A 24066-nucleotide genomic window follows, 5' to 3' on the forward strand; every position below is an offset into this window, starting at 1 on the left:
TACTATGACAAATGCTTTAAATGCTAATCCATATCATTTTGATTTAATGAGGGGAGACACCATGACCAACCGCCGTGCCTTTTTAGGAAAAATGGGAGCGACTGCCCTTGTTGGAGCAGGGGTATTGACTGCTTGCCATGATAATGCCAGCAAAAACAGCCCTACAAATAGTCCCACCGACACCAAATCCACAAACCGACACCCCTTTGCTGATTTAACCTACGATTTTTATGGTACGCACCAAGCAGGCATCATCACGCCCACCCAACGCCATATTTATTTTTTGGTGGCGGATTTGCACACGACTGATATCGAGACGATTAAGCAACTTTTTAAGGACTGGACAGCGTCTAGTGCCAAGCTTACCAAAGGCGATAACATCAAGCCCTACACCAAAAATCCTCACGTCCCACCCGCCGACACGGGCGAGGCGGACAGTTTGGGGGCGTATGGGCTGACGCTGACCTTTGGGGTTAGTCCGTCATTTTTAAAAAAATTAAACCTAGCACACAAAGCTCCACCAGAATTTAGCGACTTACCCAAATTCCCCCGAGACCAAATCCGCCCCGAGCTATCAGGGGGCGATATTTGTATACAGGCGTGCAGTGAAGACCCACAAGTTGCTTTTCATGCGGTGCGTCAGCTCGTCCGCCAAGCTCGTAGTCATATCACGATGAAATGGTCGCAGTCAGGCTATACCAGTTTTGATGATGTCAGTGAAACACCACGCAATTTGTTTGGCTTTAAGGACGGTACGGCAAATGCCAACACCCTAAAAGAATCCGATAAATGGTTGTGGATTGGTGATGGGGCATTCAAAAACGGCACGTACTTGGTGGCACGCATTATCCAAATGCATCTTGAAACATGGGATAGAACCAGTCTGATGGGGCAAGAGGATACGTTTGGGCGACATAGAGGTACAGGAGCAAGCATTGGTAAAGCTGGCGAGTTTGATGAGTTTGATTTGAACGCAAAAGACGATAACGGCAATCTTGTCATCGCCGAACCCACTCACATGGGTCTTGCAAAACGCACAGGTTTACAAATGCTCCGCCGTTCGTATTCGTACAGTAGTGGTATTGACACCAAAACAGGGCAATTTAATGCAGGATTGTTATTTATCAGCTTTCAAAAATCTCCCATGCAGTTTATCGCTATACAAAACGCACTGGGCAACGTTGATAAAATGACCGAGTACACCACGCATATTGGTAGTGGACTGTTTGTGTGTTTTGGGGGGGTCAAAGAAGGCGAGTACTTGGGGCAGGCGTTGTTTGAGGATTGAGTGATGAAACTGGTAAAAATTTTGGCAATTTGGCTGACTGCCTTGATGTTGTCTGTGCCTGCCTTTGCAGACAATCAGAGTGAAAAACTCAATTTCTCCCCTGTATTTATCCCTTTGTCAGACGCAATGGGGGCGGTTAAAAATGGCGAGATGGATAAAGCCAAAGATGATTTGGCACTCATTGAAAATGAACTGATGAGCATTGCCAAAGATGACGCCAGACAAAGTGCCTTGTTTTATGATGTGCAAAATGCCTTAAACACCGCCAGAACCAACCCTAGCGAACAAACCTTAAAGCAACTATCCGTCCAGCTCTATGCTTATGAAAAAGAACAAAATCCTGTTGATTATACTGCCAAACGAGCCAATTTTGCCAAAAAAATCACGCCTGCACTTGATAAGTTAAGTCAAGAGATAGATGCATTTGCCAATGCCAAAACCGACATCGCCACCGTCAAATCAGCCTATGATGTCTTTAACCGCACATGGGTAGCAAACGAGCGAGTCGTGCGTAATACCAGCATGGCTCATTATGGCAAAATCGAAACTGCGATGGCGATGATACGTGTCGGCATCGAAAACAGCCCACCGAACACCACCATGATGGGTGAGCATTTGGCGATATTGACCAAAACCATTGACAGTTACAATCAAGGCGATGAAGTACAGACCAACCCCAATGAACAAAAGGTGGATTTGGCGTATGGGGTTGGGCTGCTTGAACGTGGTTTGGACGAGTTAGGTCAAGGTAATTTGCCAAATGCCCAAGCTCATTTGGGCGAATTTATCCAAATTTGGGCAACGATAGAGGGCGATGTGCGTACCCGAGACGCCAAGCTCTACACCGACATTGAAAGCCAAATTCCCATCATCATGGCAAAGGGCGACAAATCAAGCCAAGCCAATCTAAAAGCCCTAATAGAGCGGTTAAAAGTCATCAACCCCAATGCTCGCTATTCGTGGGTCGATGCCATGTTGATTTTGCTCCGTGAAGGGCTTGAGGCTTTGCTCATTGTCATGGCACTGCTGACGGCACTCACGGTAGCCAATCAACCCAAAGGCAAAAAATGGGTCATTGCAGGCGTGGGAGCAGGACTTGTGGCGAGCTTGGTGGGGGCGGTCGCCTTACAACAACTGTTCCCTGCCATGACCTCAGGAGCAAACCGTGAGGCCTTAGAGGGCGTGGTGGGGATTTTTGCGGTGGTCATGATGATTGGCGTGGGAGTATGGCTACACAGCAAATCCTCCGTCAAAGCATGGAATTCCTACATCAACAAACACATGGGCGTGGCACTCTCCACAGGCAGTATGGCAGGACTGTTTGGGCTTTCGTTTTTGTCGGTGTTTCGAGAGGGGGCGGAGACGATTTTGTTTTATGCAGGGATTTTGCCAAGCATCGCCATGAGTGATTTTGTCATGGGGATTGGTGTGACACTCATGATTTTGGCGGTGGTGGCGATTATCATGGCAAAAACGTCGGTCAAATTACCCATTCCGCATTTGTTTAAAATACTAACATGGCTCATTTATGCACTTGGGTTTAAGATTTTGGGTGTGAGCATCTCCGCCTTGCAACTGACGGGTCATCTGCCTAGAAATGTGCTTGATTTTGTCGCCGTGCCGTTGTTGGGTATTTATCCAAGTGTACAAGGGATAATGATGCAGGGGCTGTATGTGGTGGCGGTTGTTATTATGATCTACCATAATCAAAGGAAAATGACCCAAAAATAAACCTCAAAAAAGCACCGATAATCGGTGCTTTGTCATCTAAGCAATCTTGGGTTATTCCATGATGATGCCCATTTGGCTCAGTGGTTCGCCCAGCTTATTGACTGCCTCAGCCAGCTCTTTGGTGTTTTCATCAGTCAGTTCGGTATAGGGCTTGTAGTCCTTATCGCCAACTTTATGCTTGTCAAGCAAGGTATTGACCGTCCCAAAGCTTTCTTCTAAGGTCTTAACCAGCTCGGGGTTTTTGGTGGTAAGTTTGGGTTTTAGGATTTCAAAGATTTTTTCGGCACCTTCGATGTTTGCCTTAAAGTCATAAAGGTCGGTCTTTGAAAAAATCTCCTCCTCGCCTGTAATTTTGGTGGTAGAAACTTCGTTTAACAAATCAACCGAACCTTGAATCATCAGCTCAGGCGTAACTTCGGCGGTGGGGATTTTGGCACGAAGCTCTTTGATGTCGGCGATGAGTTGGTCTGCCAGCTCCTCTGTGCCTTTGGTGGTGTTTTGGGTCCAAAGTATTTTTTCGATGGCATGAAAACCTGTCCAAACCTCACCCTCTTCGAGGTCGGCTTCACGGTTATCGATACGTGGGTCAAGGTCACCAAAGCTCTCAGCAATTGGCTCACTGCGTTCAAAATACATGCGAGCCAGCGGATAGATGGCTTTGGCTTCGTCCAGCTTGCCTTCTTTTAAAAACGCCACAAATTTTTCGGTATCAGCAAGGAGGTTGTCAATTTGACCTTCGACCCATGCCTTATACTCGGCTGTCTCAGCGGATAAATCAGTATCGCTGGTAGGAGCATCAGCTTGGGTGGTTGCTGTGTCTGTTTGGGATTGGGCGACTTTGGTGGTGTCAGCAGGTGGTGAGGCTGGTTCTTGGCAGGCAGTAAGCATCGATACTGCAAATAAGCCTAAGGCAATTGGGGTAAGTTTCATGATGGTCTCCTTATCAGGATTAATGAAAATGATAACTCTTATTATATTAAAAATCGATGGTTATGACAACCGAATGTGGTAATGGATAGTCAAAAAAATTCCCTTAACTTGTATTAAGGGAATTTGTGTCTTACCAACCTTTGACAACGCCATCTTTGAATTGATTTTTGGCTTCGGCTTCCACTTCGTCAGATTGGTAAGCTTTAACGAAGCTTTGGATATCCTCGGAGTCTTTGTTGTCGGTGCGAGCAACGATGATGTTGACATAAGGAGAGTCTTTGTCTTCGACAAACACACCATCATTGGCAGTCAAGCCCACTTGACCTGCATAGGTGTTATTAACCACCGCCAAATCCACATCGTCTAATGCACGAGCGGCGACAGAAGTGTCCACTTCAACGATTTTTAGGTTTTTGGGGTTTTCGACGATGTCCATCGAAGTTGAGAATAGGTTGGTGTTGTCTTTTAATTTGATAAGACCTTGTTTTTCTAGCAAAATGAGTGCACGTGCTAGGTTTGATGGGTCGTTGGGTACGGCGATGTTGGCACCGTCTTTAAGCTCGCTGATGGTTTTGATTTTTTTGGAATAACCTGCCAGTGGATAAACGAAGGTGTTACCCACAACGACAAGGTTATTAAGCCCTTTTTTCTCAATCTCTTCGTTGAGATAAGGCTTGTGCTGGAAGGCGTTAGCATCTAGGTCGCATTTAGAGGTAGCGGGGTTGGGTAGTGCGTAGTCGTTGAATTCAACATACTCAACCACCAAGCCGTATTTTTCTTTGGCGACTTTGGCGGCTACTTCGGCAACAGTATGCTCAGGACCACTCATCACGCCTACTTTGATTTTACCAGCTTCGCCAGCAGGGCAATCAGATGTGGCGTTGGCAGTTGTTGTAGTGGTTTCTGCTTTGGTTTCGGTTTGGGCGGGTTTGTCGCCGCCGCAGCCTACTAGGGCAATGCCTGATGCGATGGCACAAAGGCTAAAAATTTTACTTGCTTTCATGAAAGTTCCTGTTGGTTGATAAGGGAGTAAATTAAACAGCTGGTAGGTTATTTTAGCTGATGTACTTGGGTTTTACAATGCCAAATCAAAAGATTTACCCAGATGTCGGTCAGGCTTCTTGAACTCTGGGGAGTGATATGTTATTATGTCTTTGAAATTTATAACATAATTGTTATTAGGTTTCAGTGGACGGCTAATTTTTTTTAGCCTTTTTTTCATGTCTAAATTTAGTAAAATTAGGAGATAACCTCATGAAAAAATGGGCGATGGCACTTGGCGTGCTTGCCTTGTGTGCCTGTAACGATGGCTCTCAAACCACATCAAATACAACCCCCCCCCCCTGCGGTAACCACTAACGCACCTGATGTGGCACATCAAAAAATCTATCGCGTCGCTGTTGAGCGAGAATTTACCCCCTTAATCGTGCCAGGAGAGCAGGGTCGAGTAACAGGTTTTGAGGCTGATGTGCTCGAAGCTGTCGGCAATGAACAGGGATTTGGGGTGGAGTTTTTGCCGATGGATTGGCAACAAGTATTTCCTCAATTAGATGAGGGTAATGTAGACGTGGCGGGTTCTGGTATTATCATGACAGAGGAGCGTCTACAAAAATGGGATTTTAGCGACCCCTTTATTGTTGCAAAATACGCCGTTGTCGTGCCAACAGACAGTACCATCACCAAAAGCGAGGATTTGCGTGATAAGCGTGTGGCGGTACAGCCTGACTCGGCGTTTGCTGAGTTTGCACGCAGTAAGGCCAATGATATCATGGATACCAAGACCATTTGGATGAGTATCAAAGCAGTCATCACCAAAGAGGCGGACGCTGCGATGGTCAATACCGTGATTGCAGAGCATTTTGTTGCCAAATATCCTAATGAGGTCAAAGTAGTAGCATTTACCAATGATGCAGACATTCCTTTGGGGTATGCCCTCAAAAAAGGCAATGGCGAACTTCAAGCCCAAATCAATGAAGGTCTTGCCAAAATCAAAGCGAGTGGCGAGTATGATAAACTAAAAGCCAAATGGGACATCAAATAAACCTTATAGGCGATAAAACCGATTAAATGTGAATTTAATCGGTTTTTTTGGGTTATCTATGGTCGACATGTCTTGCCAGCTTGTCTCCGCACCACTGAAAAATCATCACAATCGCCACGATGATGACGGTGGCTACCCATTTGACATAGACCATGCCACGATGTTCGCCGTAGCTGATGGCGAGGTTGCCAAGTCCACCCCCACCGACTACGCCTGCCATCGCTGAGTAGCCGATGAGCGTAACGAGCGTGAGTGTGATGGCGTTGATGAGTGTGGGGAGACTCTCGGGCAGGTAGTATTTGGTTACGATTTGCCAGTTGGTCGCTCCCATCGCATGAGCTGACTCGGTCAGTCCTGTGGGGATTTCGGATAGGGCGTTGGCGGTAAGCCTTGCCACAAAAGGCAGGGCAGTGATGGCAAGAGGGACGATGGCGGCGGTTGTACCAAGTGTCGTCCCTACAATCATGCGAGTAAAGGGTAGTAAAATAATGAGCAAAATGATGAACGGCACAGAACGTCCGATGTTGATGATGACATCAAAGATGGCAGATAGGGGGCGGTTTTCGAGGATTTGCCCTTGACTGGTCAAAAATGTCAAAATCCCCAAAGGTATGCCAAATGCAACTGCTAAGCCAGTCGAAGTAAGTCCCATGTAGATGGTCTCAAAGGTGGATTTACCAACCATTTGCCACATCTGGGGGGTCAGCTGATTGGCGAAGTTTTGTAAGAATTCATGCCACATAACCAAGTACCTCCGCCCCTACATGATGGTCTGTCAAAAACGCCAATGCCTCATCGCAGGCGTGTGCTTCGCCCATGAGTTCAGCAATGGTAAAACCAAACTTAACGCCACCTGCATAATCCATCTGGGAGGTTAGGATATTAAACGCCACGCCAAACTGGGTGGTTGCTTGTGAAAAAAGCGGACTGTCCACCGAATTGCCCGTAAACTCAAAGCGTATCACAGGATAAGCACCGTCCGTGCGAGTAGGGCTGAGTGTTTGGATAAATTCATCAGGCAGTCCGATGTGAAAGGTGGAGCGGATAAAGCTTTTGGCAAGTTCGGTGGTGGGGTTGGCAAAAATCTGCCCAACCGTGCCTTGTTCGATGACTTCGCCCTTATCGATGACCGCTACTTTATCACAAATGCGTTTGACCACGTCCATCTCGTGCGTGATGAGCAAGATGGTAATACCAAGCTCACGGTTGATTTTTTTTAACAAATCCAAAATCGCCCCTGTGGTGGCAGGGTCTAGGGCAGATGTGGCCTCATCGCACAGCAGGACTTTGGGGCTGGTGGCTAAGGCACGAGCGATGGCGACACGTTGTTTTTGACCGCCTGACAGACTGGCAGGATAGGCGTGCTGACGGTCGGATAAACCCACCAGCGTCAGTAGCTCGCTCACTTTTTGGGTGATGGTGTCTTTGGGTGTGCCTGACAGTTCAAGCGGTAGGGCGACGTTGTCAAAGACGGTGCGAGAGCTTAGCAAGTTAAATTGCTGAAAAATCATGCCGATATGACGGCGAGCCTTGATGAGACCTGTGTTATCAAGCGTCATCAAGTCCACACCGTCCACCCACACCTGCCCTTCGGTGGGGCGTTCTAGGAGGTTGACACAGCGGATGAGCGTGGATTTGCCTGCCCCTGATGAGCCGATGATGCCAAAAATTTCGCCTTTTTCTACGGTCAAATCGGTGGGTTTGACGGCGGTAAATTCATGGGTTTTGCCGTCTTTTTTGATGGTAAACGTTTTGCTAACGCCTGTGAGAGTTATCATATTGATTTTGGGGTAAATTTTAAAAAATGGCTCATTATAGCATGGAATATTGGCAAATAAAACGATGGATAAACTTTGGGATTTGGCGGTGTGTGTGGTTTTAAAATTTGTTTTTGCCCTCATATTAAAGACAATTTTAAAAAAATAGAGTACGTCATGGCACACGATTTTATCAGCATCAAAGGGGCAAGAACCCACAACCTAAAAAACATTGACCTTGACATTCCACGAGACAAATTGGTGGTCATCACAGGGCTATCAGGTTCTGGCAAATCGTCCCTTGCCTTTGATACCTTGTATGCCGAAGGGCAACGCCGTTATGTGGAAAGCCTGTCCGCCTATGCTCGCCAGTTTTTATCGCAAATGGAAAAACCTGATGTGGATAGCATTGATGGACTTAGTCCAGCCATTGCCATTGAACAAAAATCCACCAGCCACAACCCTCGTTCCACCGTTGGCACAATTACCGAAGTTTATGATTATCTAAGGCTTTTGTTTGCAAGGGTTGGCACGCCTTTTTGTCCAGAACACAACGCCCCAATGACCGCCCAAACGGTTTCTGAAATGGTGGATTTGATTCTTGCCAAGCCCCTTGATACTAAGCTTATGATTTTAGCCCCCATTGTCAAAGAGCGAAAGGGCGAACACACCGCCTTGCTTGATGGGCTTTTGGCACAAGGCTTTACCAAGGTTCGCATTGATGGCACTATCTACGATACGGACGATTTGCCCACTTTGGCAAAAACTTACAAACACACCATTGAGGTGGTGGTAGATAGGTTCAAAGTCCGCACCGATTTGGGCAATCGTTTGTCTGAAAGCCTAGAAACAGCGTTAAAATTGGGTGGCGACATTGCCATTTTGCACCATTTGGACGATGGGGCAGAGCAGATTTTGTCCGCCAAACACGCCTGCCCCATTTGTGATAGGGCGGTGGGCGAGCTTGAACCACGCTTATTTAGCTTTAACAACCCACACGGAGCGTGTCCGTCTTGTGATGGGCTTGGCAAACGCTCCTTTTTTAGTGCTGATAAGATTGTCGCCTTTCCTGAAAAGTCCTTAAATCAAGGGGCGATTGTTGGTTGGGATAAGACCCACGCTTATTATTTTAACCTTTTGACCCAAGTTTGCCATCATTTTGGCATTGATATGGATAAGCCTTGGCAAAACTTGCCCAAAAAATCTCAAAGCCTTATTTTAAATGGCTCTGGCAAAGACAAAGTCCCCCTAACCTTTACCGATGAGCGAGGCAAAAAGGTCAGTAAAGACACCCCCTTTGAAGGGATTTTGCCCTATTTTGAACGCCGTTATCACAGCACCACAAGCCAGCTTGTCAAGGACGAACTTGCCAAATACCTATCGGATACCACTTGCGATGCTTGTGATGGTGTGCGACTAAACGAAATTGCCAGAAGTGTGCAAGTGGACGGCAAGGGCATTGGCGATATTATCAAAATGCCACTTGGTCAAGCCTTTGAATATTATCAAGATTTACAGCTAAGTGGGCATAAGGGCGAGATTGCTGATAAGATTTTTAAGGAAATTCGTGAACGGCTTGGCTTTTTGAACAAAGTGGGCTTAGATTATTTGACTTTGGCAAGAAGTGCGGAGACTTTGTCAGGCGGAGAAGCCCAGCGGATTCGCTTGGCAAGCCAAATTGGGGCAGGCTTGATGGGCGTGATGTATGTGCTTGATGAGCCGTCCATTGGTCTGCACCAAAGGGATAATGACCGCTTGATTGAAACTTTGACCCATTTGCGAGATTTGGGCAATACGGTGGTGGTGGTAGAGCACGATGAAGATGCCATCAGAAGTGCCGATTTTGTGGTGGATATTGGCGTGGGGGCAGGCGTGCACGGCGGAAAAGTGATTGCCACAGGAACAGCCGATGAGATTGCCAAAAACCCAAATTCCTTGACAGGGCAATATTTGGCAGGGATTAAAAAAATTGACATTCCAAAAGTTCGCCACGGGGCAATGAAAATTGAGAAAAAGGGTAAATTAGTTCCTGCGTTTTTGGAACTTTTGGGGGCAAGGGGTAATAATTTAAAAAATGTGGATTTAAAAATTCCTTTGGGAACAATGACTTGTATTACAGGCGTATCAGGCTCTGGCAAGTCCACCTTAATCAATCGCACGCTAATGCCTCTTGCGGCAACGGCTTTGAACAATGCCACCACGCTGACCGCAGAACCCTATGATAAAATCACAGGGCTTGACTATTTGGATAAGATGGTGGACATTGACCAATCGCCGATTGGCAGAACGCCAAGAAGTAACCCAGCCACTTATACAGGCGTGTTTACCCTAATCAGGGATTTATATACCCAAACCGAAGATGCAAGGGCGAGGGGCTATAAGGCAGGGCGGTTTAGCTTTAATGTCAAAGGCGGTCGCTGTGAAGTATGTCAAGGCGATGGTATGATTAAGGTGGAAATGCACTTTTTGCCTGATATGTATGTACCGTGCGATGCCTGTAATGGCAAACGCTACAACCGTGAAACCTTAGAGGTCAAATACAAGGGCAAATCCATCTCTGATGTGCTGGATATGACGGTGGAAGAGGCTTTGGCATTTTTTGAGGCGATTCCAGCCATTCATAGAAGACTGCAAGCCTTAGCAGAAGTGGGTTTGGATTATATTCGCTTGGGGCAATCGGCAACCACGCTCTCTGGTGGCGAAGCCCAAAGGGTCAAACTTGCCAAAGAACTTGCCAAAAGAGACACAGGGGCAACGCTGTATATCCTAGATGAACCAACCACAGGACTGCATTTTGAGGACATTGCCAAACTTTTAAAAATCCTACACACCCTGCGAGACCGTGGCAATACGGTGGTGGTCATTGAGCATAATTTAGATGTGATTAAGACGGCAGATTGGGTGGTGGACTTAGGCTATGAAGGCGGAGATGGCGGTGGTCAGATTGTGGCAACTGGCACACCAGAGGCGGTGGCAGATGATGAGCGGTCGCATACAGGTAGATTTTTAAAAAATGTTTTAACGGAGAAAAAGTAATGTCATCATTTGATTTGGAAAAAGCCAAAAAAGATGGATTGGTTGATACTTATAATATTAACTTTGAAAATATGCCCATTACCGATGACGACATTGCTTATCTTTGTCAAAATATCGCTACTGAGCAAATTGTCAATATGAATTTAATTGGCACACAAATTACTGATAAAACCTTAGCCTATTTGGCAACATTTCCAAAATTAGCACATTTATTTATGAGTGAAACTGCGATTACAGGGCAAGGCTTTTGTCATTTTGCAGGGCATAAAAAATTGGAAGTCATTTGGGCAGAAAATACCCAGCTTGATGACACCATTTTGCCTTTGATTGCCCAAATTTCCAATATCACCGCTTTTTTGATTGAAGGCACAAAAATCACTTGGCAAGGACTTTTGACACTTGCCAAGCACCCACACATTCGCCCTGTTGCTCGGGGTGGGCAATTTTCGGACGAGCAATTGGCTAAATTTCGCCACAGTCAGCGTGAATTTGCCAAAAAGAACAAAACGCCTGTTAATGCCGATGATTTGGCAAAAGTTACTGCACATTTATTGGCATTTTTTGAAGCCATTCATCGTTGGGAAGCACTTGCCGAGCCAGATTTTAATGATGAAATGATACAAAAAAGTACAGAGATTTATCGGCAATTTTTTACCGAAAGTTGGCACAATACTCAAAGAATGCATTTACAAAGTGGCGGTAGTTATCAAGACCATAAAATCGTGGACAGCGAATATGTCAGTAAAAATCGCATTTATCTTTATACCGAAGATGGGCAGGATATACCCCACCGCTTTTTGTGCATTCGCCAAGCAGACGATTTGTGGTTATTTGATAAAATGCAAATTAAATTTGATTATAAATGGGTATCATATACGCCATAGCTGGTGTGGTTAAGAAATTTTTTTAAAAACCCCTAGCATTTTTTATTAAAATATATTAAGACACTCAGGAATATGATGTATTTATTTGACACCCATACCCATTTTGATGTACCAGAATATGACGACAGGCGAGATGAATTTAATACGTCCGCTTATCACAATGGCGTGCGTCATTTGGTATTAATTGGCTATTTAGCAAGATATTTTGATAGAATGGTAAATATCAAACAATATGCCGATACACATTATCCAATCATTCATCATTTGGCGTGTGGCTTGCACCCTTTGTATATTATTGAACATAGCGATAATGATTTGGTTTTATTGGATAATTATTTAAAAAGTTATCCAAATATCGCTATTGGTGAGATTGGTCTTGATACTTATCCCAATGAATTAAAAGATGAGATGATTTATGAAAAACAAAAACATTTTTTTATAGAGCAAATACAGTTTTCTAAACAATATGATTTGCCCATTTTATTACACATTCGTAAATCACATGCTGATGTATTAAAAATTTTAAAAACACAAAAATACAATGCCAATAATCAAGGTGGCATCGCTCATAGTTTTAGTGGTGGCGAAAATGAAGCGGTGAGTTTTGTTAATATGGGTTTTAAACTTGGCATTACAGGACAAATCACTAATCCTAATGCCAAAAAATTACGCCAAGCCGTCAAAACTGTTTATGACAAATACGGCATATCATCATTTGTGATAGAAACTGATTGTCCTGATATGATGCCTCTACCATGTCAGCATGGAGATAGCTATTTTAATGAGCCTAAAAATTTAATTCACGTCATTAATGAATTATCAGTTTTGTTTGATATGGATAAAGAAAAATTATCTTATGAACTGTGGCAAAATAGCAATGACGCATTAAAAGTAAATTTTGCTTATCCTAATAATTGATATAAAAGGTATGATTATGATTGACCGTAGATTTACAGGCACACGCACTTTATATGGCGATGATTTTGAGAAATTTGCCAACGCTCATGTTTATGTGGTTGGTGTGGGTGGCGTGGGTTCATGGGTGGTAGAAGGTTTGGCACGCACAGGCATTGGGCAGATGACGCTCATTGATATGGATGTGTTGGTGGAGAGTAATGTCAACCGCCAATTACCTGCCCTAACCGAGACATTTGGCGAAAGCAAAATTGACGCTATGGCAAATCGTGCCAAAGGCATTAACCCAGAGATTAAAATAAACGCCATTGATGAATTTCTAACGGCGGATAATGTCAATGAAATTTTACCCAATCAAGCCATGATTGATGATTATAAAAATCAAAATAAATCCTTAATCATTTTGGATTGTGTCGATGACATGAATGCCAAATTGGCAATGGCATTATATTGCCGTTTTAATAAAGTCAAACTCATTGTATCGGGTGGGGCGGGGGGTAAAATTGACCCACTACAAATTAAAGTGGCGGATTTAAAAGACGTGTATCAAGACCCCTTACTTGCCAAATTACGCCAAAATCTCAAAGACAAAAACATCAACAAAGACCTAAAACGCAAATTCGGCATTAAATGCGTTTATTCCTCAGAAGCCTTAAAAATGGCAACCGCTTGCCAAAGTGGCTTGCGTTGTGGGGGTTATGGTTCGGCAGTATCGGTAACGAGTACGGTGGGCATGGTCATGGTGGCAGAGTGCTTAAAGATGATTGGCAAATCATGATTGAATTTTTTTTGTAAATGCAATGACAGATTAAATAAAGGTTGATATATGAAAATTTTAACATCTCAATATCATCGCCCAAGAAAGATTTTTAATGAGCGTTATATAGACAAACAATACCAGATTATTTCCCAAGATTTGGAGCATATCACATCAACTTATGACAATCCTTATTATGAGTTATTGTCATCAACATTGCCAAGTGTGGATTTTTCTGACATGGTAATGAAAAAAGACAGATTGGTGGATTTTGTTAAATGTACCGATTATCATCCTGTGGCGTTTGATAAAAAGAACAATCACTTTTATGAGCGTGAGGTGTGTTATTTTTATGAAAAATTTGAATTATTCATTGTGGCAAGTGAGGATTTGAGTAATGAATATGACAAGACCATTTTTGAATCTGGGCTATTAAGGGTTGAGCATATTTTTTATGACCCAAGAAATGAAAATTCTTTAAATAATATTCGAACATTTTTTAATGAATATTTGCAAAAATATAATTCCCAAGAAAGTAAAATTTTACTTCTCTTAAAAGAGGGTAAAGATTTGGTATTTAAACATCAAGGCATTAAGCCTTATGTACTAGATTTAAAAACTATGTATAATGATGACTTTTTGCCTGTACATCATAAAATTCAAGAGGAGTTATCTTGCTCCAAAAAGGGCATGGTATTGTTGCACGGTTTGGCAGGTACAGGCAAAACCAATTACATCAAATGGCTCACCGCCCAAATCCCTGACAAAGATTTTATTTTTGTGCCAAACAACATGATTGGCGAACTTGCCAAACCTGAATTCATGAGCATGCTCATTGAACAAAAAAATTCGGTATTGGTATTAGAAGATTGCGAAAATTACATTGCCGAGCGTGTCGGTGGTGGCAATCAAACCGATGTGGTGGGTATTATTTTAAACATCGCTGACGGGATATTGTCCGATGTTTTAGAATGCCAATTTATTTGTACCTTTAATGCTGATTTGATGGATATAGACCATGCGTTATTAAGACGTGGGCGACTGATTGCCGAATATAAATTTGACAAATTATCCATTGAAAAATGTCAAACTTACATGAAATCCATTGGTAAAAATAACACCATTGACAAAGAAATGACCTTGGCAGAATTAACCAACATTGATGAAAAAGAGTTTAAAACCCTTGATGATAAAAAAGTGGGTTTTGGATTTGTGTGATTTATTTTTTAGATTTTGCAATCTTATTAAATTAATCATCTCATCGTGTCAATGTTGCCATGTAAAAAACATTTAAAAGCGGTGTTATTTGTGCTACAATGACTCCGCTTTATGCATTTTTAGCCAGTATTAACCAGCCAAAAGGACGTAAGTATGACCGTTATTAAAAAAGAAGACTTTATCCAGTCTATCGCTGATGCCTTTCAATACATCAGTTATTATCATCCTACCGACTACATCAAAGCCCTAAGCGAAGCTTTGGAGCGTGAAGAAAACCCAGCAGCTCGTGATGCCATGACTCAGATTTTGGTAAACAGTCGTATGTGTGCCGAGGGCAAGCGTCCAATTTGCCAAGACACAGGCATTGCCACTGTCTTTTTGAAAGTGGGCATGAATGTCCAATGGGACACTGACATGAGCGTGGCGGACATGGTCAACGAAGGTGTTCGCCGTGCCTATACGCACCCTGACAATACCCTGCGTGCGTCTGTACTCGCTGACCCAGCAGGCAAACGCACCAACACCAAAGACAACACCCCTGCGGTGATTCACATGGAAATTGTGGCAGGCGACAAGGTAGATGTTACCTGTGCTGCCAAAGGGGGTGGTAGTGAAAACAAGTCCAAACTTGCCATGCTCAATCCGTCTGACAGCATTGTGGATTGGGTGCTAAAAACCGTGCCTACGATGGGTGCTGGCTGGTGTCCACCTGGTATTTTAGGCATTGGTATTGGTGGTACGCCAGAGAAGGCGACGCTCCTTGCCAAAGAGAGTCTCATGAGTCATGTGGACATTCACGAACTTAAAGCCAAAGCTGAGCGTGGCGAGGAGCTATCTACTGTTGAGGCACTTCGTCTTGAACTTTTTGAAAAGGTAAACGCACTTGGTATTGGGGCTCAGGGTTTGGGTGGTCTAACTACCGTACTTGATGTTAAGATTTTGGATTATCCAACACACGCTGCCTCCAAACCTGTGGCGATGATTCCTAACTGTGCTGCTACTCGCCATGTGCATTTTGAGCTAGATGGTAGTGGGGCGGTAAACTTAGAACCACCAAGCCTAGATGCTTATCCTGACATTACTTACAGTCCTGACAATGGCAAGCGTGTCAATGTCGATACACTTACCAAAGAGGAAGTGGCGACTTGGAAAACAGGCGATGTGCTACTTCTTAACGGTAAAATCTACACAGGGCGAGATGCCGCCCACAAACGTATGGTGGATATGCTAGATAAGGGCGAAAAACTGCCTGTGGACTTTACCAACAAACTCATCTACTATGTCGGACCTGTCGACCCTGTGCGTGATGAAGTGGTAGGGCCAGCAGGGCCAACGACTGCCACTCGTATGGATAAATTTACTCGTCAAATGCTTGAACAGACAGGGCTACTTGGCATGATTGGTAAATCTGAGCGTGGCAAAATCGCCTGTGAAGCCATCGCTGACAACAAAGCGGTGTATCTGATGGCGGTGGGTGGTTCGGCTTACCTTGTGTCTAAGGCGATTAAAGAAGCCAAAGTGGTTGCCTTTGCTGATTTGGGTATGGAGGCGATTTATGAATTCACGGTTAAAGACATGCCTGTAACCGTTGCCGTAGATAGTGATGGCGTATCGGTACACGCCACCGCCCCTAAGATTTGGCAGGCTAAGATTGGTAAAATTCCTGTGGTGGAAGCATAAACCAATAAAAACAGTCCAGCCATGGGCTGTTTTTTTTATTCAATAAAAACTAGAAGTGTAAGGCTTTTGCTTGCAATATAAAACACCCCCAACCCTATTGAGCCACACCCCAAAAGTTAGACAACCTTTGGGGTGTTTTTATGGTTAGGACTGAGGTAGGTCAGCCTCATTTGGCGGTGTGGAGGTTTCCGCTTTTGGGCGTTTTACCACTTCTGCCTTTTGAGCGGCTTTGGAGGTACGCTTGGTGGGTGCTTTGGGCGTTTTTGGGGTTTTTGGTTTGGTCGCTTTTGGCTTTTTGGAGGCCACTAAATTCAAAATCCCAGTTGGTTGTAGAAGCTGACCTGAGACATTTTCTATCATGTCTTTGTAGCTTGCTGGTGTGGATTTTTGGGTGTCGCCCTCTTGGCTGTTGGCAGAATTGATGATTTCATCGAGGGTTTTAATGAGTAGTTCGAGCACAGACTCAGATTCTGATGAAGTGGGCATCAAAGGTGGCTCATTGCTGACGGTGGTACGCTCCTGACTGGGCATTTTCTCGTCAGTATTGACCTGATTGATACTTTCTGCTTGCTTGCTTGGTTGTCCACGTGGGTCATTGATGGCACGTTCGACTACTGGGTGTGGCGTGGCATGAGTTTTACCTTGCTTAGTATGCCATGCACCATCAGCACTGATGCCCTTGGTAAATGTCGTCAGGTATTCGCCAGATAGTGGTGCGTATCCATAATTGGCAAACTGCTTGGCAAATTCACGCTCAAAATCCGACTCACTAAGCATTGGCGTGGTAAGTGAGTTTTGGTGCTGGGTGTTTTGCAGGGCAAATCTATTTACCGCTGCAATAAAATGAGTAACAAAATTCTCACGCCAATCATCTGACAACTCGCCAGATAATACCGCTTCAACGAACTGCCCTGCTGTACCTGTGATGGTGGCGTGCGGGATGGTTGTTGCCGGTGCAGATAAAGACATCTGCTCACGCATGACATCTGCCACCACTCTGGGGTCGTTGATGGCTCTGCCTGTTTTGCAGGATAACGCCATCAAGTGCTCGGCACTTGGTGTAAAATCATCTTGCACGGCATCATGGATGGCCAACGTGTGATGGTCATCTGCCTTTGAGGTGTCAGTAGCTGGACTGATTTTATCCTCATGATGAGTTGGTGTTGGCAAGGTTGCGTCTTCTTTCTTGGGTGTGCGATTGCTGGTCGTCTCGATAGTACCTTCTGTGGTTGGTGTTTCGGCGCGATCAGCTTCTTTACTGCCGTCCAAAGAGATATGCACAGTTTTGGTGGTAGTGGCGTCTGCACTGGCACTAGGATTGATATGAATCACAACATCGTTGGGGTTTGTGTGCTTTTGAGGCTTGGTGTCAGCCACTTTTTCTGTACAAACCTGCTCTTTTGGGTTGCTGGGTTTTTCTTGGGTTTTTGGTTCGGGTTTATTGGCGGCTTTGGGTTTTAGGGTTTCGCCACGCACGATCTCGCCTCGTGGCTCACGTTGCGAATTTGCTTCACGTTTTGGGTGGCTTTGCTCTTTTTTACGATTCTCGCTTTTTTCTTTTTCGGCGACTACCTCATCACGTTTGGCGGTTTTGTCTTGTTTGTTGTTTTCGACAACTTCTTTTTTTGGTTTTCTTTTGGCTTTATCATCACGCTCTGTGCGAGCAGGGCGTTCTGTTTTTTCGCTAACTTTTGGAGTGGGTTTTTCTGTTTTGGATTCTGGCAGATGAATGTTGCCAAATGAACCCAAGCTCGTTGCACCACCATTGACCAACGCCTCAATGGCTGATGCAGCGTCATGACTGCCAAAATCATGAGCTAGGCGAGCCTGTGGTTTTGGTGCAAATAGGTTGGATAGCCAAGCCACCGCTTGGGGCTGTGTGGGTGCTTCCTCGACTTTTTTGGATTTGGTTTTGTCGGTGGGTTTTTCAGCGTGGGACTTGCTATGGCTATCGGCTTGTTGCCAGCGGTTGGTGGTGGTGGTTGGCTCGTCATGTTTGGTTTGCCAATTTACCTCGTAGCCACGCTCAACATTTTCACGTTCCTCCACGTCCATGATACGCTCATAGCTGGCTGGGGCAAAGCCATCAGGATTGAAATGCAGGCTAAAATTGGGGGATTCTAGGTGGGCGTGAGGCAAAATGGTAACACGCACGCCAGAATCTTGCTCTAAATACACCAAACTTTCACGTTTTTCGTTAAGTAAAAATGCGGCGATTTCGGTCGGTACTTCGGCTTGGATTTCGCCATAGCGTTCTTTTAGGGCGATTTGCTCGATTTGACGCATGATGGAGAGGGCAAGTGAACGCAAATCTCTTATCATGCCATTGCCATGACAACGAGGGCAAAGATATCCTGTCGCCTCCTCCAATGAGGGGCGTAGGCGTTGACGGCTCATCTCCATAAGACCAAATTTACTAATCTCGGCAAACTGCACTCTGGCACGGTCGTAGCGAGTGGCATCGATGAGGCGTTTTTCAACTTCTTTTTGGTGGGCGGGGTCGTTCATGTCAATAAAATCAATGACAATCAGTCCACCCATATCACGTAGGCGAAGCTGACGGGCGATTTCTTCGGCAGCCTCCAAGTTGGTGTGGTAGGCAGTTTCGGCAACGTCTGAGCCTTTGGTGGATTTGGCGGAGTTGATGTCGATGGCAACCATTGCTTCGGTTTGGTCGATGACAATAGAACCACCAGAGGGCAGACGAACTTCACGCTGATACGCACTTTCAATCTGACGCTCAATGCCAAAACGCACAAACAGCGGTTCGTGGTCGATGTATTTACGCAGTTTGCTCATCTGATTTGGCATGACTGAGGCGATAAAATTGGCAGCCTCATTGTAGGCGTTTTCGCTGTCAATCCACACCTCGCCAATGTCATCACGCAGATAATCACGCACCGCACGAGTAACCACGCCTGCTTCTTGATGGACAAGGCAAGGACTTGGGCGAGTGCGGTTTTGTTCGAGGATAGATGACCAGATGTCAAGTAAGTGGTTCAAATCATTTTGCAAATCCTCAAAACCCTTGCCAATCCCAGCCGTACGCACAATCACGCTCATGCCTTGTGGGATAGAGAGGCTATTGATGATTTGCTTCATTTCCTCACGGACTTTGCCAGAGATTTGACGGCTGATACCACCTGCCTTGTGGTTGTTTGGCATGAGGACGAGGTAGCGACCCGCCAGCGAAATATAAGTAGAAACCGCCGCCCCTTTGTTACCACGCTCTTCTTTTTCGATTTGGATGATGACTTCATCGCCCTCTTTGATAAGGTCTCTGATGTTGTCATTTCTAGGATTGCCCTTTAAATATTCAGGGGCGATTTCACGCAAAGGCAAAAAGCCTTGACGAGCCGAGCCATATTCGACAAATACGGCTTCAAGTGATGGCTCAACACGGGTAACATGACCTTTGTAGATGTTGGCTTTTTTTTGTTCACGGGTGCGATTTTCTAGGTCAAAATCGTACAGGTGATTGTCTTTGCAAAGTGCCACACGAATCTCTTCGTTGTGGGTGGCGTTGATGAGAATGCGTTTCATGATGTTCCTTAAAAAAGTAAACATCAAGGTAGTAAGAAGGGCGTTGCCTATATAGACAAAAGTGGGTGGGTTTGTGCCAAAATACCTTGCCAATCGACTTGGCTAAAAATCATACATGAAAAACAAAACCCATTTGGCGGGTTTCGCCAAATCAGTTCAACGCCTAAAAATTGGTGGGCGGTAGCCCTAAAATCTGTCGTTCATCGCTTGCACCGATGATGTCCAAACCGCCGATTTCTACAAAAGCAGTGTTTGTCTTGTGCTTTTGTGGGGGTGTGGATAAAATTCTTACGCACCTTGATGTGCAAATAAAATAAAAAATGTCGTGGGTTGCTTGTGATTGATTAAATATATTAAAAGATAAATTATGTGCAAATTTTTTAAACAATAAACCATTTTTGGTAAAATTCGCACTTTTCTCATCACTTTATGGAGCAACGTGCTAAACTATATGCTAGCTTTTGGATTGTAACAGATTTACCCAAATTTTCCTACCAAAATTTTTAAAATTTACAAATTATGAAAAAACCTACCCCCAAAGCCACACCTAAGCCCCAAAAACCCCAATCGGCAGATGATACCATCAGCGACTTTGCCAAAGTCAATTTTATCAGCGTAACCGCCAACCAAGACGGGCAACGCATTGATAATTTCTTGCTGGCTCGGCTCAAAGGCTTGCCCCGTTCGCACCTTTATAAAATGATAAGAGATGATGAAATTCGCATCAACAAAAAACGCTGTAAACCGCACGACCGTGTCTATGCAGGCGATGTGGTGCGGGTTGCTCCCGTGCGATTGTCTAAGCGTGATGAGCCTGTGGTCTCTGATGACTTTGCCAAAGGGCTTTTGGGTAGAGTGATTTTTGAAAATGAAGGGCTGATTGTGCTAAACAAACCGCACGGCATGGCGGTGCATGGCGGGTCTGGCGAGAGCTTTGGTGTGATTGAGGCGATGAGGGTCGCCACAGGCAAAAAGTATTTAGAGCTGATTCACCGCATTGATAAGGATACATCAGGACTACTCCTGATTGCCAAAAAACGCAGTACACTCAAAGACTTACAAGACAAATTTCGTGAAAAAACCATTTTTAAGGACTATCTATGCTTGTGCGTGGGCGATGTTGGCAAAACGCTTGGTAAAACCGCCAAAATTGACAAACCCTTATTAAAATATACGCTGGCAAATGGCGAAAGACGAGTGCGAGTGGACAAAGATGGTAAACCGTCCCAAACACTAATAGAAGTGCTGTCGGTCTTTGAGATGGGCGGTCAAGTGGTCAGCCTTGTCAAAGCAAGCCCTTTGACAGGACGCACGCACCAAATTCGCGTGCATTTGGCAAGTGTGGGGCATGCCTTGCTTGGCGATGACAAATATTTAAAAGTATCTGCCCCAGCGGTTGCCAGACTGTGCCTACACGCCCACAAAATCCGCTTTGATGAGTATGAATTTGTGGCAGAGTTGCCGAAGGATATAAAAATATCGTGGAATCAAGAGTTAAGTTGGTGTAGATTTTAATAAAAAGAACCAAACCAATATACAAATTAGCTTGGTTCTTTTCTTTTTGTTACTGTGTTGCTTCGTTGTTTAGCACTTGTCTTGATAAGATGCTAAGAGAGCCGTCCTCGCCAACACGCAAGCGATAAACAACAGGTGTGGCATTAGGGATTGTTAGAGAAGTAATATCCTCTGGTTGAAGACTGGGGTCAATGTGTGATGACAAAGCTTTTAGGGAATTGCTATGGGCAACCACCATGACTGTCTCGCCAGATACCAAAGTGGGTTTTAGGGCATAATGCCAGTAAGGGTTAAGCCTGTCAATGACTTGTTTGAGGCTTTCGCCATGAGGCAGGCTTTGGGGGTTGATGGTGCTGTAACGACTGTTTTTGGTGGGCGACCTAGGGTCTGTGGTAGCAAGCGGTGGTGGTGGCACATCAAAGCTTCTACGCCAAATTTTAACCTGCTCGTCCCCAACGATTTTTGCGACTTCTGTGTGGGTTTTGCCTTCTAAATCTCCATAATGACGTTCATTCAGATGCCAGTAGGCATACTTAGGTAGAGATTGCCCCATGGCATAACTGGCGTATTGAGCGGTGTCTATTGCTCTATCCAACAAGGAAACATGTATGACGGTTGGTTTGATGTTTGCATGAGCTAGGATTTTGCCTGCTTGTTTGGCTTGCTTTATGCCTTTTTGGGTAAGGGGTGTGTCTGACCAACCTGCAAAACGTTTTTCTACATTAAACTGGCTCTCCCCATGTCGTAGTAGTATCAAGGAGACTTCTTGGGCGTGTACCATCACACCTGCAAATAAGCTGGTCAGAATCAAAGTGGCTTTTAAAAATTTCATAAATACTACACCATACTAATAACGGTGGTTGCATGCTAACATATCGTATTAACAAAATCAACATGGATAAATCAAAGCCAGTAACACCTGCTTTGGCTGACTTGACGTCATCTAGCGTGAGATGAGTATGCAATAAAACCAACTGGTTTTTGCAATCAACGGAGTTTATCCCAAACACAGGGCAAAAACTTACTGATAAAGCCAGCCCAATGATTTACAAAACATATTATTAGAAATTTGTATGTTAGGATAATTAATAACCTAAATCTAACATTATCATAAAGTCAAAGCAAATTGCGTTTTTATTGGCAATTTTGCCGTTTGAATGGTAGTATATAAGCATTTTGTTTTTGTGAGAGTTCCCATGAAACCTGTGATGATAGACACCACTGCCCGCCATGAAGCCATTGCCAAATCCATCTTGGAAACAGGACTGTCTCGTGATGAATTGCTTGGGGCGATTGATTTGGGGTCGAACAGTTTTCATCTGGCGATTGCTCGGCTTGACCATGGCGAAGTTCGCCGTATTGCTAGCATCTCCGAAAAAGTTCAGCTTGGGGCAGGGCTTGACGAAAATAACGTCCTATCTGAGGAGGCGATACAGCGTGGGCTTGACTGCCTAAAACGATTTTTGCCCCATGTGAGTGAAATTGCTCCGCATCGCCTACGCATTGTCGCCACCAATGCCCTGCGTAAAGCGGTCAATGCAAGTGAGTTTATCCGCCATGCCAATGCCTTTTTGCCAAAGCCTATCGAGGTCATCGCAGGACGTGAGGAAGCTCGCCTGATTTATCTGGGTGTGTCGCATTCGAATACCAGTACCGACAAACGCCTTGTGATTGACATTGGCGGTGGCTCGACCGAATTTATCATCGGGCAGGGCTTTGAACCCATTGAGATGGAAAGTTTGCAAATGGGCTGTGTGTCTTTTACTCGCAAATTTTTTGTGGACGGTAAAATCACCGAAAAGGCTTTTGATAATGCCATGACCGCCACCGCCACCGAGCTTTTGACCATTGCCAAACGTTATAAAAAAGTGGGTTGGGACAATGCCATTGCCTCCTCTGGCACGGCTAAGGCAGTGCGACTGGTACTCCAAGAGCTAGGCTGGGCGGGCGAGTGCATTACGCTTGACGGCATGGCAAAACTTAAAAAGCACCTCATCAAACTTGGCAACATCGACAAAATCGAATTTGAGGGTGTCAAAGCCCACCGCCAAGCCGTGTTCCCTGCTGGGTTTGCTGAGCTTTATGCCATCATGCAAACGCTGGGCATCGAGGAGCTTTATTATTCGGACGGAGCGTTGCGTGAGGGTGTGATGTATGACATGCTCGGGCGACTTGGCAATGAGGACGTGCGAGATCGTTCGGTGTCTGCATTGGCGGAGCGATATTCGGTGGATTTTAAGCAGGCGGGGCGAGTCATGGCAACGTGTGGACGGCTGTTCGATGCGGTGCGTGATGTGCTGGGCTTTGATGATGAGGACAAAGACCTACTTCGCCGAGCGTCCAATTTACATGAGATTGGGCTGGCGGTCGGGCATAGCAACTATCAGCGTCATAGTGCCTACCTGCTCGAATTTTCGGACATGGCAGGCTTTGCCCAAGTAGGGCAGGCGAGCATGGCTCAAATCGCCCTAAATCACAGACGTAAACTCAAAACAGAAAACCTAGAAATTGCCGAAAACTTAGGCGGTCGCAAACTGGCTTATTTGTGCCTGATTTTGCGTTTGGCAGTGAGTGCCAACCATTCTCGCACCATCAAATCCGCCCCCATTTACCTATCTATTTTGGATAAAAACAAAAACCATTGGCAAATCACGCTGGGCGAGGGTTTGCACAAAGAATTGATTATCAGCCAATTAAATGAAGACGTCGCTCAATTTGCCAAATGGGGGGTAAAGCTGTCGGTGGTGGGCTAGGGCGTTTTGCGGGGTTAA

Annotated in this window: 17 protein-coding genes; 11 read left to right on the plus strand and 6 right to left on the minus strand. The window is 44.9% G+C overall.

From position 1 onward, the window contains the following. The first annotated feature begins 61 nt into the window (after nt 1-61). Both efeB and Q4B79_RS01380 read left to right on the plus strand, forming a co-directional pair. Nucleotides 62-1288: an iron uptake transporter deferrochelatase/peroxidase subunit gene (efeB, locus tag Q4B79_RS01375; protein WP_303084632.1), complete on the plus strand. Its 1227-nt coding sequence runs from the start codon at nt 62-64 to the stop codon at nt 1286-1288. 3 nt (nt 1289-1291) lie between these two features. Continuing rightward, nucleotides 1292-3019, plus strand: a complete 1728-nt coding sequence (locus Q4B79_RS01380) for an FTR1 family protein (protein ID WP_303084633.1) — start codon at nt 1292-1294, stop codon at nt 3017-3019. 51 nt (nt 3020-3070) lie between these two features. Here Q4B79_RS01380 and efeO read toward each other — a convergent pair whose 3' ends face one another. After that, complete coding sequence (efeO, locus tag Q4B79_RS01385) at nt 3071-3949, minus strand: iron uptake system protein EfeO (RefSeq protein WP_303084634.1); 879 nt, start codon at nt 3947-3949, stop codon at nt 3071-3073. A 130-nt stretch (nt 3950-4079) separates the two neighbouring features. Beyond that, entirely contained in the window at nt 4080-4952 is an 873-nt protein-coding gene (locus tag Q4B79_RS01390) for a MetQ/NlpA family lipoprotein (protein ID WP_303084635.1), read from the minus strand. A 273-nt stretch (nt 4953-5225) separates the two neighbouring features. Here Q4B79_RS01390 and Q4B79_RS01395 point away from each other — a divergent pair, with 273 nt between their 5' ends. Next, complete coding sequence (locus Q4B79_RS01395) at nt 5226-5990, plus strand: ABC transporter substrate-binding protein (protein ID WP_303084636.1); 765 nt, start codon at nt 5226-5228, stop codon at nt 5988-5990. A gap of 52 nt (nt 5991-6042) precedes the next feature. On the opposite strand, the gene Q4B79_RS01400 is transcribed toward Q4B79_RS01395, so the two are convergent. Next, on the minus strand, nt 6043-6732 hold the full coding sequence (locus tag Q4B79_RS01400) for a methionine ABC transporter permease (protein ID WP_303084637.1): 690 nt from the start codon (nt 6730-6732) through the stop codon (nt 6043-6045). After that, entirely contained in the window at nt 6722-7891 is a 1170-nt protein-coding gene (gene metN, locus Q4B79_RS01405) for a methionine ABC transporter ATP-binding protein MetN (protein WP_303084638.1), read from the minus strand. The genes Q4B79_RS01400 and metN overlap by 11 nt, the downstream gene beginning before the upstream one ends. Nucleotides 7892-7924: 33 nt before the next feature. Between metN and uvrA the strand changes: the two genes are divergently transcribed. The 6 genes from uvrA to Q4B79_RS01435 all read left to right on the plus strand — a co-directional run bounded on the left by uvrA (nt 7925) and on the right by Q4B79_RS01435 (nt 16237). Further along, nucleotides 7925-10783 carry an excinuclease ABC subunit UvrA gene (uvrA, locus tag Q4B79_RS01410; RefSeq protein WP_303084639.1) on the plus strand — a complete coding sequence of 953 codons (2859 nt, stop codon included), beginning with the start codon at nt 7925-7927 and terminating at the stop codon, nt 10781-10783. Continuing rightward, on the plus strand, nt 10783-11667 hold the full coding sequence (locus Q4B79_RS01415; protein WP_303084640.1) for an NTF2 fold immunity protein: 885 nt from the start codon (nt 10783-10785) through the stop codon (nt 11665-11667). The genes uvrA and Q4B79_RS01415 overlap by 1 nt, the downstream gene beginning before the upstream one ends. Nucleotides 11668-11739: 72 nt before the next feature. After that, nucleotides 11740-12585: a TatD family hydrolase gene (locus Q4B79_RS01420; protein WP_303084641.1), complete on the plus strand. Its 846-nt coding sequence runs from the start codon at nt 11740-11742 to the stop codon at nt 12583-12585. Between the two features lie 16 nt (nt 12586-12601). Further along, nucleotides 12602-13360 (plus strand): tRNA threonylcarbamoyladenosine dehydratase, encoded by a 759-nt coding sequence (locus Q4B79_RS01425; RefSeq protein WP_303084642.1) that lies wholly within the window; start codon nt 12602-12604, stop codon nt 13358-13360. A 48-nt stretch (nt 13361-13408) separates the two neighbouring features. Next, nucleotides 13409-14557 carry an AAA family ATPase gene (locus Q4B79_RS01430; RefSeq protein WP_303084643.1) on the plus strand — a complete coding sequence of 383 codons (1149 nt, stop codon included), beginning with the start codon at nt 13409-13411 and terminating at the stop codon, nt 14555-14557. 153 nt (nt 14558-14710) lie between these two features. Then, nucleotides 14711-16237, plus strand: coding sequence for a fumarate hydratase (locus tag Q4B79_RS01435; RefSeq protein WP_303084644.1), 1527 nt, complete (start codon nt 14711-14713; stop codon nt 16235-16237). A 144-nt stretch (nt 16238-16381) separates the two neighbouring features. Here Q4B79_RS01435 and Q4B79_RS01440 read toward each other — a convergent pair whose 3' ends face one another. Then, the gene (locus Q4B79_RS01440; RefSeq protein WP_303084645.1) at nt 16382-19780 is read right to left on the minus strand and encodes an Rne/Rng family ribonuclease; all 3399 of its coding nucleotides are present in this window, start codon (nt 19778-19780) and stop codon (nt 16382-16384) included. Nucleotides 19781-20299: 519 nt separating this feature from the next. Between Q4B79_RS01440 and Q4B79_RS01445 the strand changes: the two genes are divergently transcribed. Further along, nucleotides 20300-21295 (plus strand): RluA family pseudouridine synthase, encoded by a 996-nt coding sequence (locus tag Q4B79_RS01445; protein ID WP_303084646.1) that lies wholly within the window; start codon nt 20300-20302, stop codon nt 21293-21295. Between the two features lie 49 nt (nt 21296-21344). On the opposite strand, the gene Q4B79_RS01450 is transcribed toward Q4B79_RS01445, so the two are convergent. Next, nucleotides 21345-22127, minus strand: a complete 783-nt coding sequence (locus Q4B79_RS01450; RefSeq protein ID WP_303084647.1) for a 2,3-diphosphoglycerate-dependent phosphoglycerate mutase — start codon at nt 22125-22127, stop codon at nt 21345-21347. Between the two features lie 364 nt (nt 22128-22491). Between Q4B79_RS01450 and ppx the strand changes: the two genes are divergently transcribed. After that, entirely contained in the window at nt 22492-24048 is a 1557-nt protein-coding gene (gene ppx / locus Q4B79_RS01455; protein WP_303084648.1) for an exopolyphosphatase, read from the plus strand. The last annotated feature ends 18 nt before the right edge of the window (nt 24049-24066 follow it).

This window comes from Moraxella sp., assembly GCF_030525845.1.
GTDB lineage: Bacteria > Pseudomonadota > Gammaproteobacteria > Pseudomonadales > Moraxellaceae > Moraxella.

Coding starts and splice junctions, on each gene's coding strand:
- efeB (WP_303084632.1), top strand. CDS start 62: ATGACCAACCGCCGTGCCTTTTTAGGAAAAATGGGAGCGACTGCCCTT.
- Q4B79_RS01380 (WP_303084633.1), top strand. CDS start 1,292: ATGAAACTGGTAAAAATTTTGGCAATTTGGCTGACTGCCTTGATGTTG.
- efeO (WP_303084634.1), bottom strand. CDS start 3,949: ATGAAACTTACCCCAATTGCCTTAGGCTTATTTGCAGTATCGATGCTT.
- Q4B79_RS01390 (WP_303084635.1), bottom strand. CDS start 4,952: ATGAAAGCAAGTAAAATTTTTAGCCTTTGTGCCATCGCATCAGGCATT.
- Q4B79_RS01400 (WP_303084637.1), bottom strand. CDS start 6,732: ATGTGGCATGAATTCTTACAAAACTTCGCCAATCAGCTGACCCCCCAG.
- metN (WP_303084638.1), bottom strand. CDS start 7,891: ATGAGGGCAAAAACAAATTTTAAAACCACACACACCGCCAAATCCCAA.
- uvrA (WP_303084639.1), top strand. CDS start 7,925: ATGGCACACGATTTTATCAGCATCAAAGGGGCAAGAACCCACAACCTA.
- Q4B79_RS01415 (WP_303084640.1), top strand. CDS start 10,783: ATGTCATCATTTGATTTGGAAAAAGCCAAAAAAGATGGATTGGTTGAT.
- Q4B79_RS01420 (WP_303084641.1), top strand. CDS start 11,740: ATGATGTATTTATTTGACACCCATACCCATTTTGATGTACCAGAATAT.
- Q4B79_RS01425 (WP_303084642.1), top strand. CDS start 12,602: ATGATTGACCGTAGATTTACAGGCACACGCACTTTATATGGCGATGAT.
- Q4B79_RS01430 (WP_303084643.1), top strand. CDS start 13,409: ATGAAAATTTTAACATCTCAATATCATCGCCCAAGAAAGATTTTTAAT.
- Q4B79_RS01435 (WP_303084644.1), top strand. CDS start 14,711: ATGACCGTTATTAAAAAAGAAGACTTTATCCAGTCTATCGCTGATGCC.
- Q4B79_RS01440 (WP_303084645.1), bottom strand. CDS start 19,780: ATGAAACGCATTCTCATCAACGCCACCCACAACGAAGAGATTCGTGTG.
- Q4B79_RS01445 (WP_303084646.1), top strand. CDS start 20,300: ATGAAAAAACCTACCCCCAAAGCCACACCTAAGCCCCAAAAACCCCAA.
- Q4B79_RS01450 (WP_303084647.1), bottom strand. CDS start 22,127: ATGAAATTTTTAAAAGCCACTTTGATTCTGACCAGCTTATTTGCAGGT.
- ppx (WP_303084648.1), top strand. CDS start 22,492: ATGAAACCTGTGATGATAGACACCACTGCCCGCCATGAAGCCATTGCC.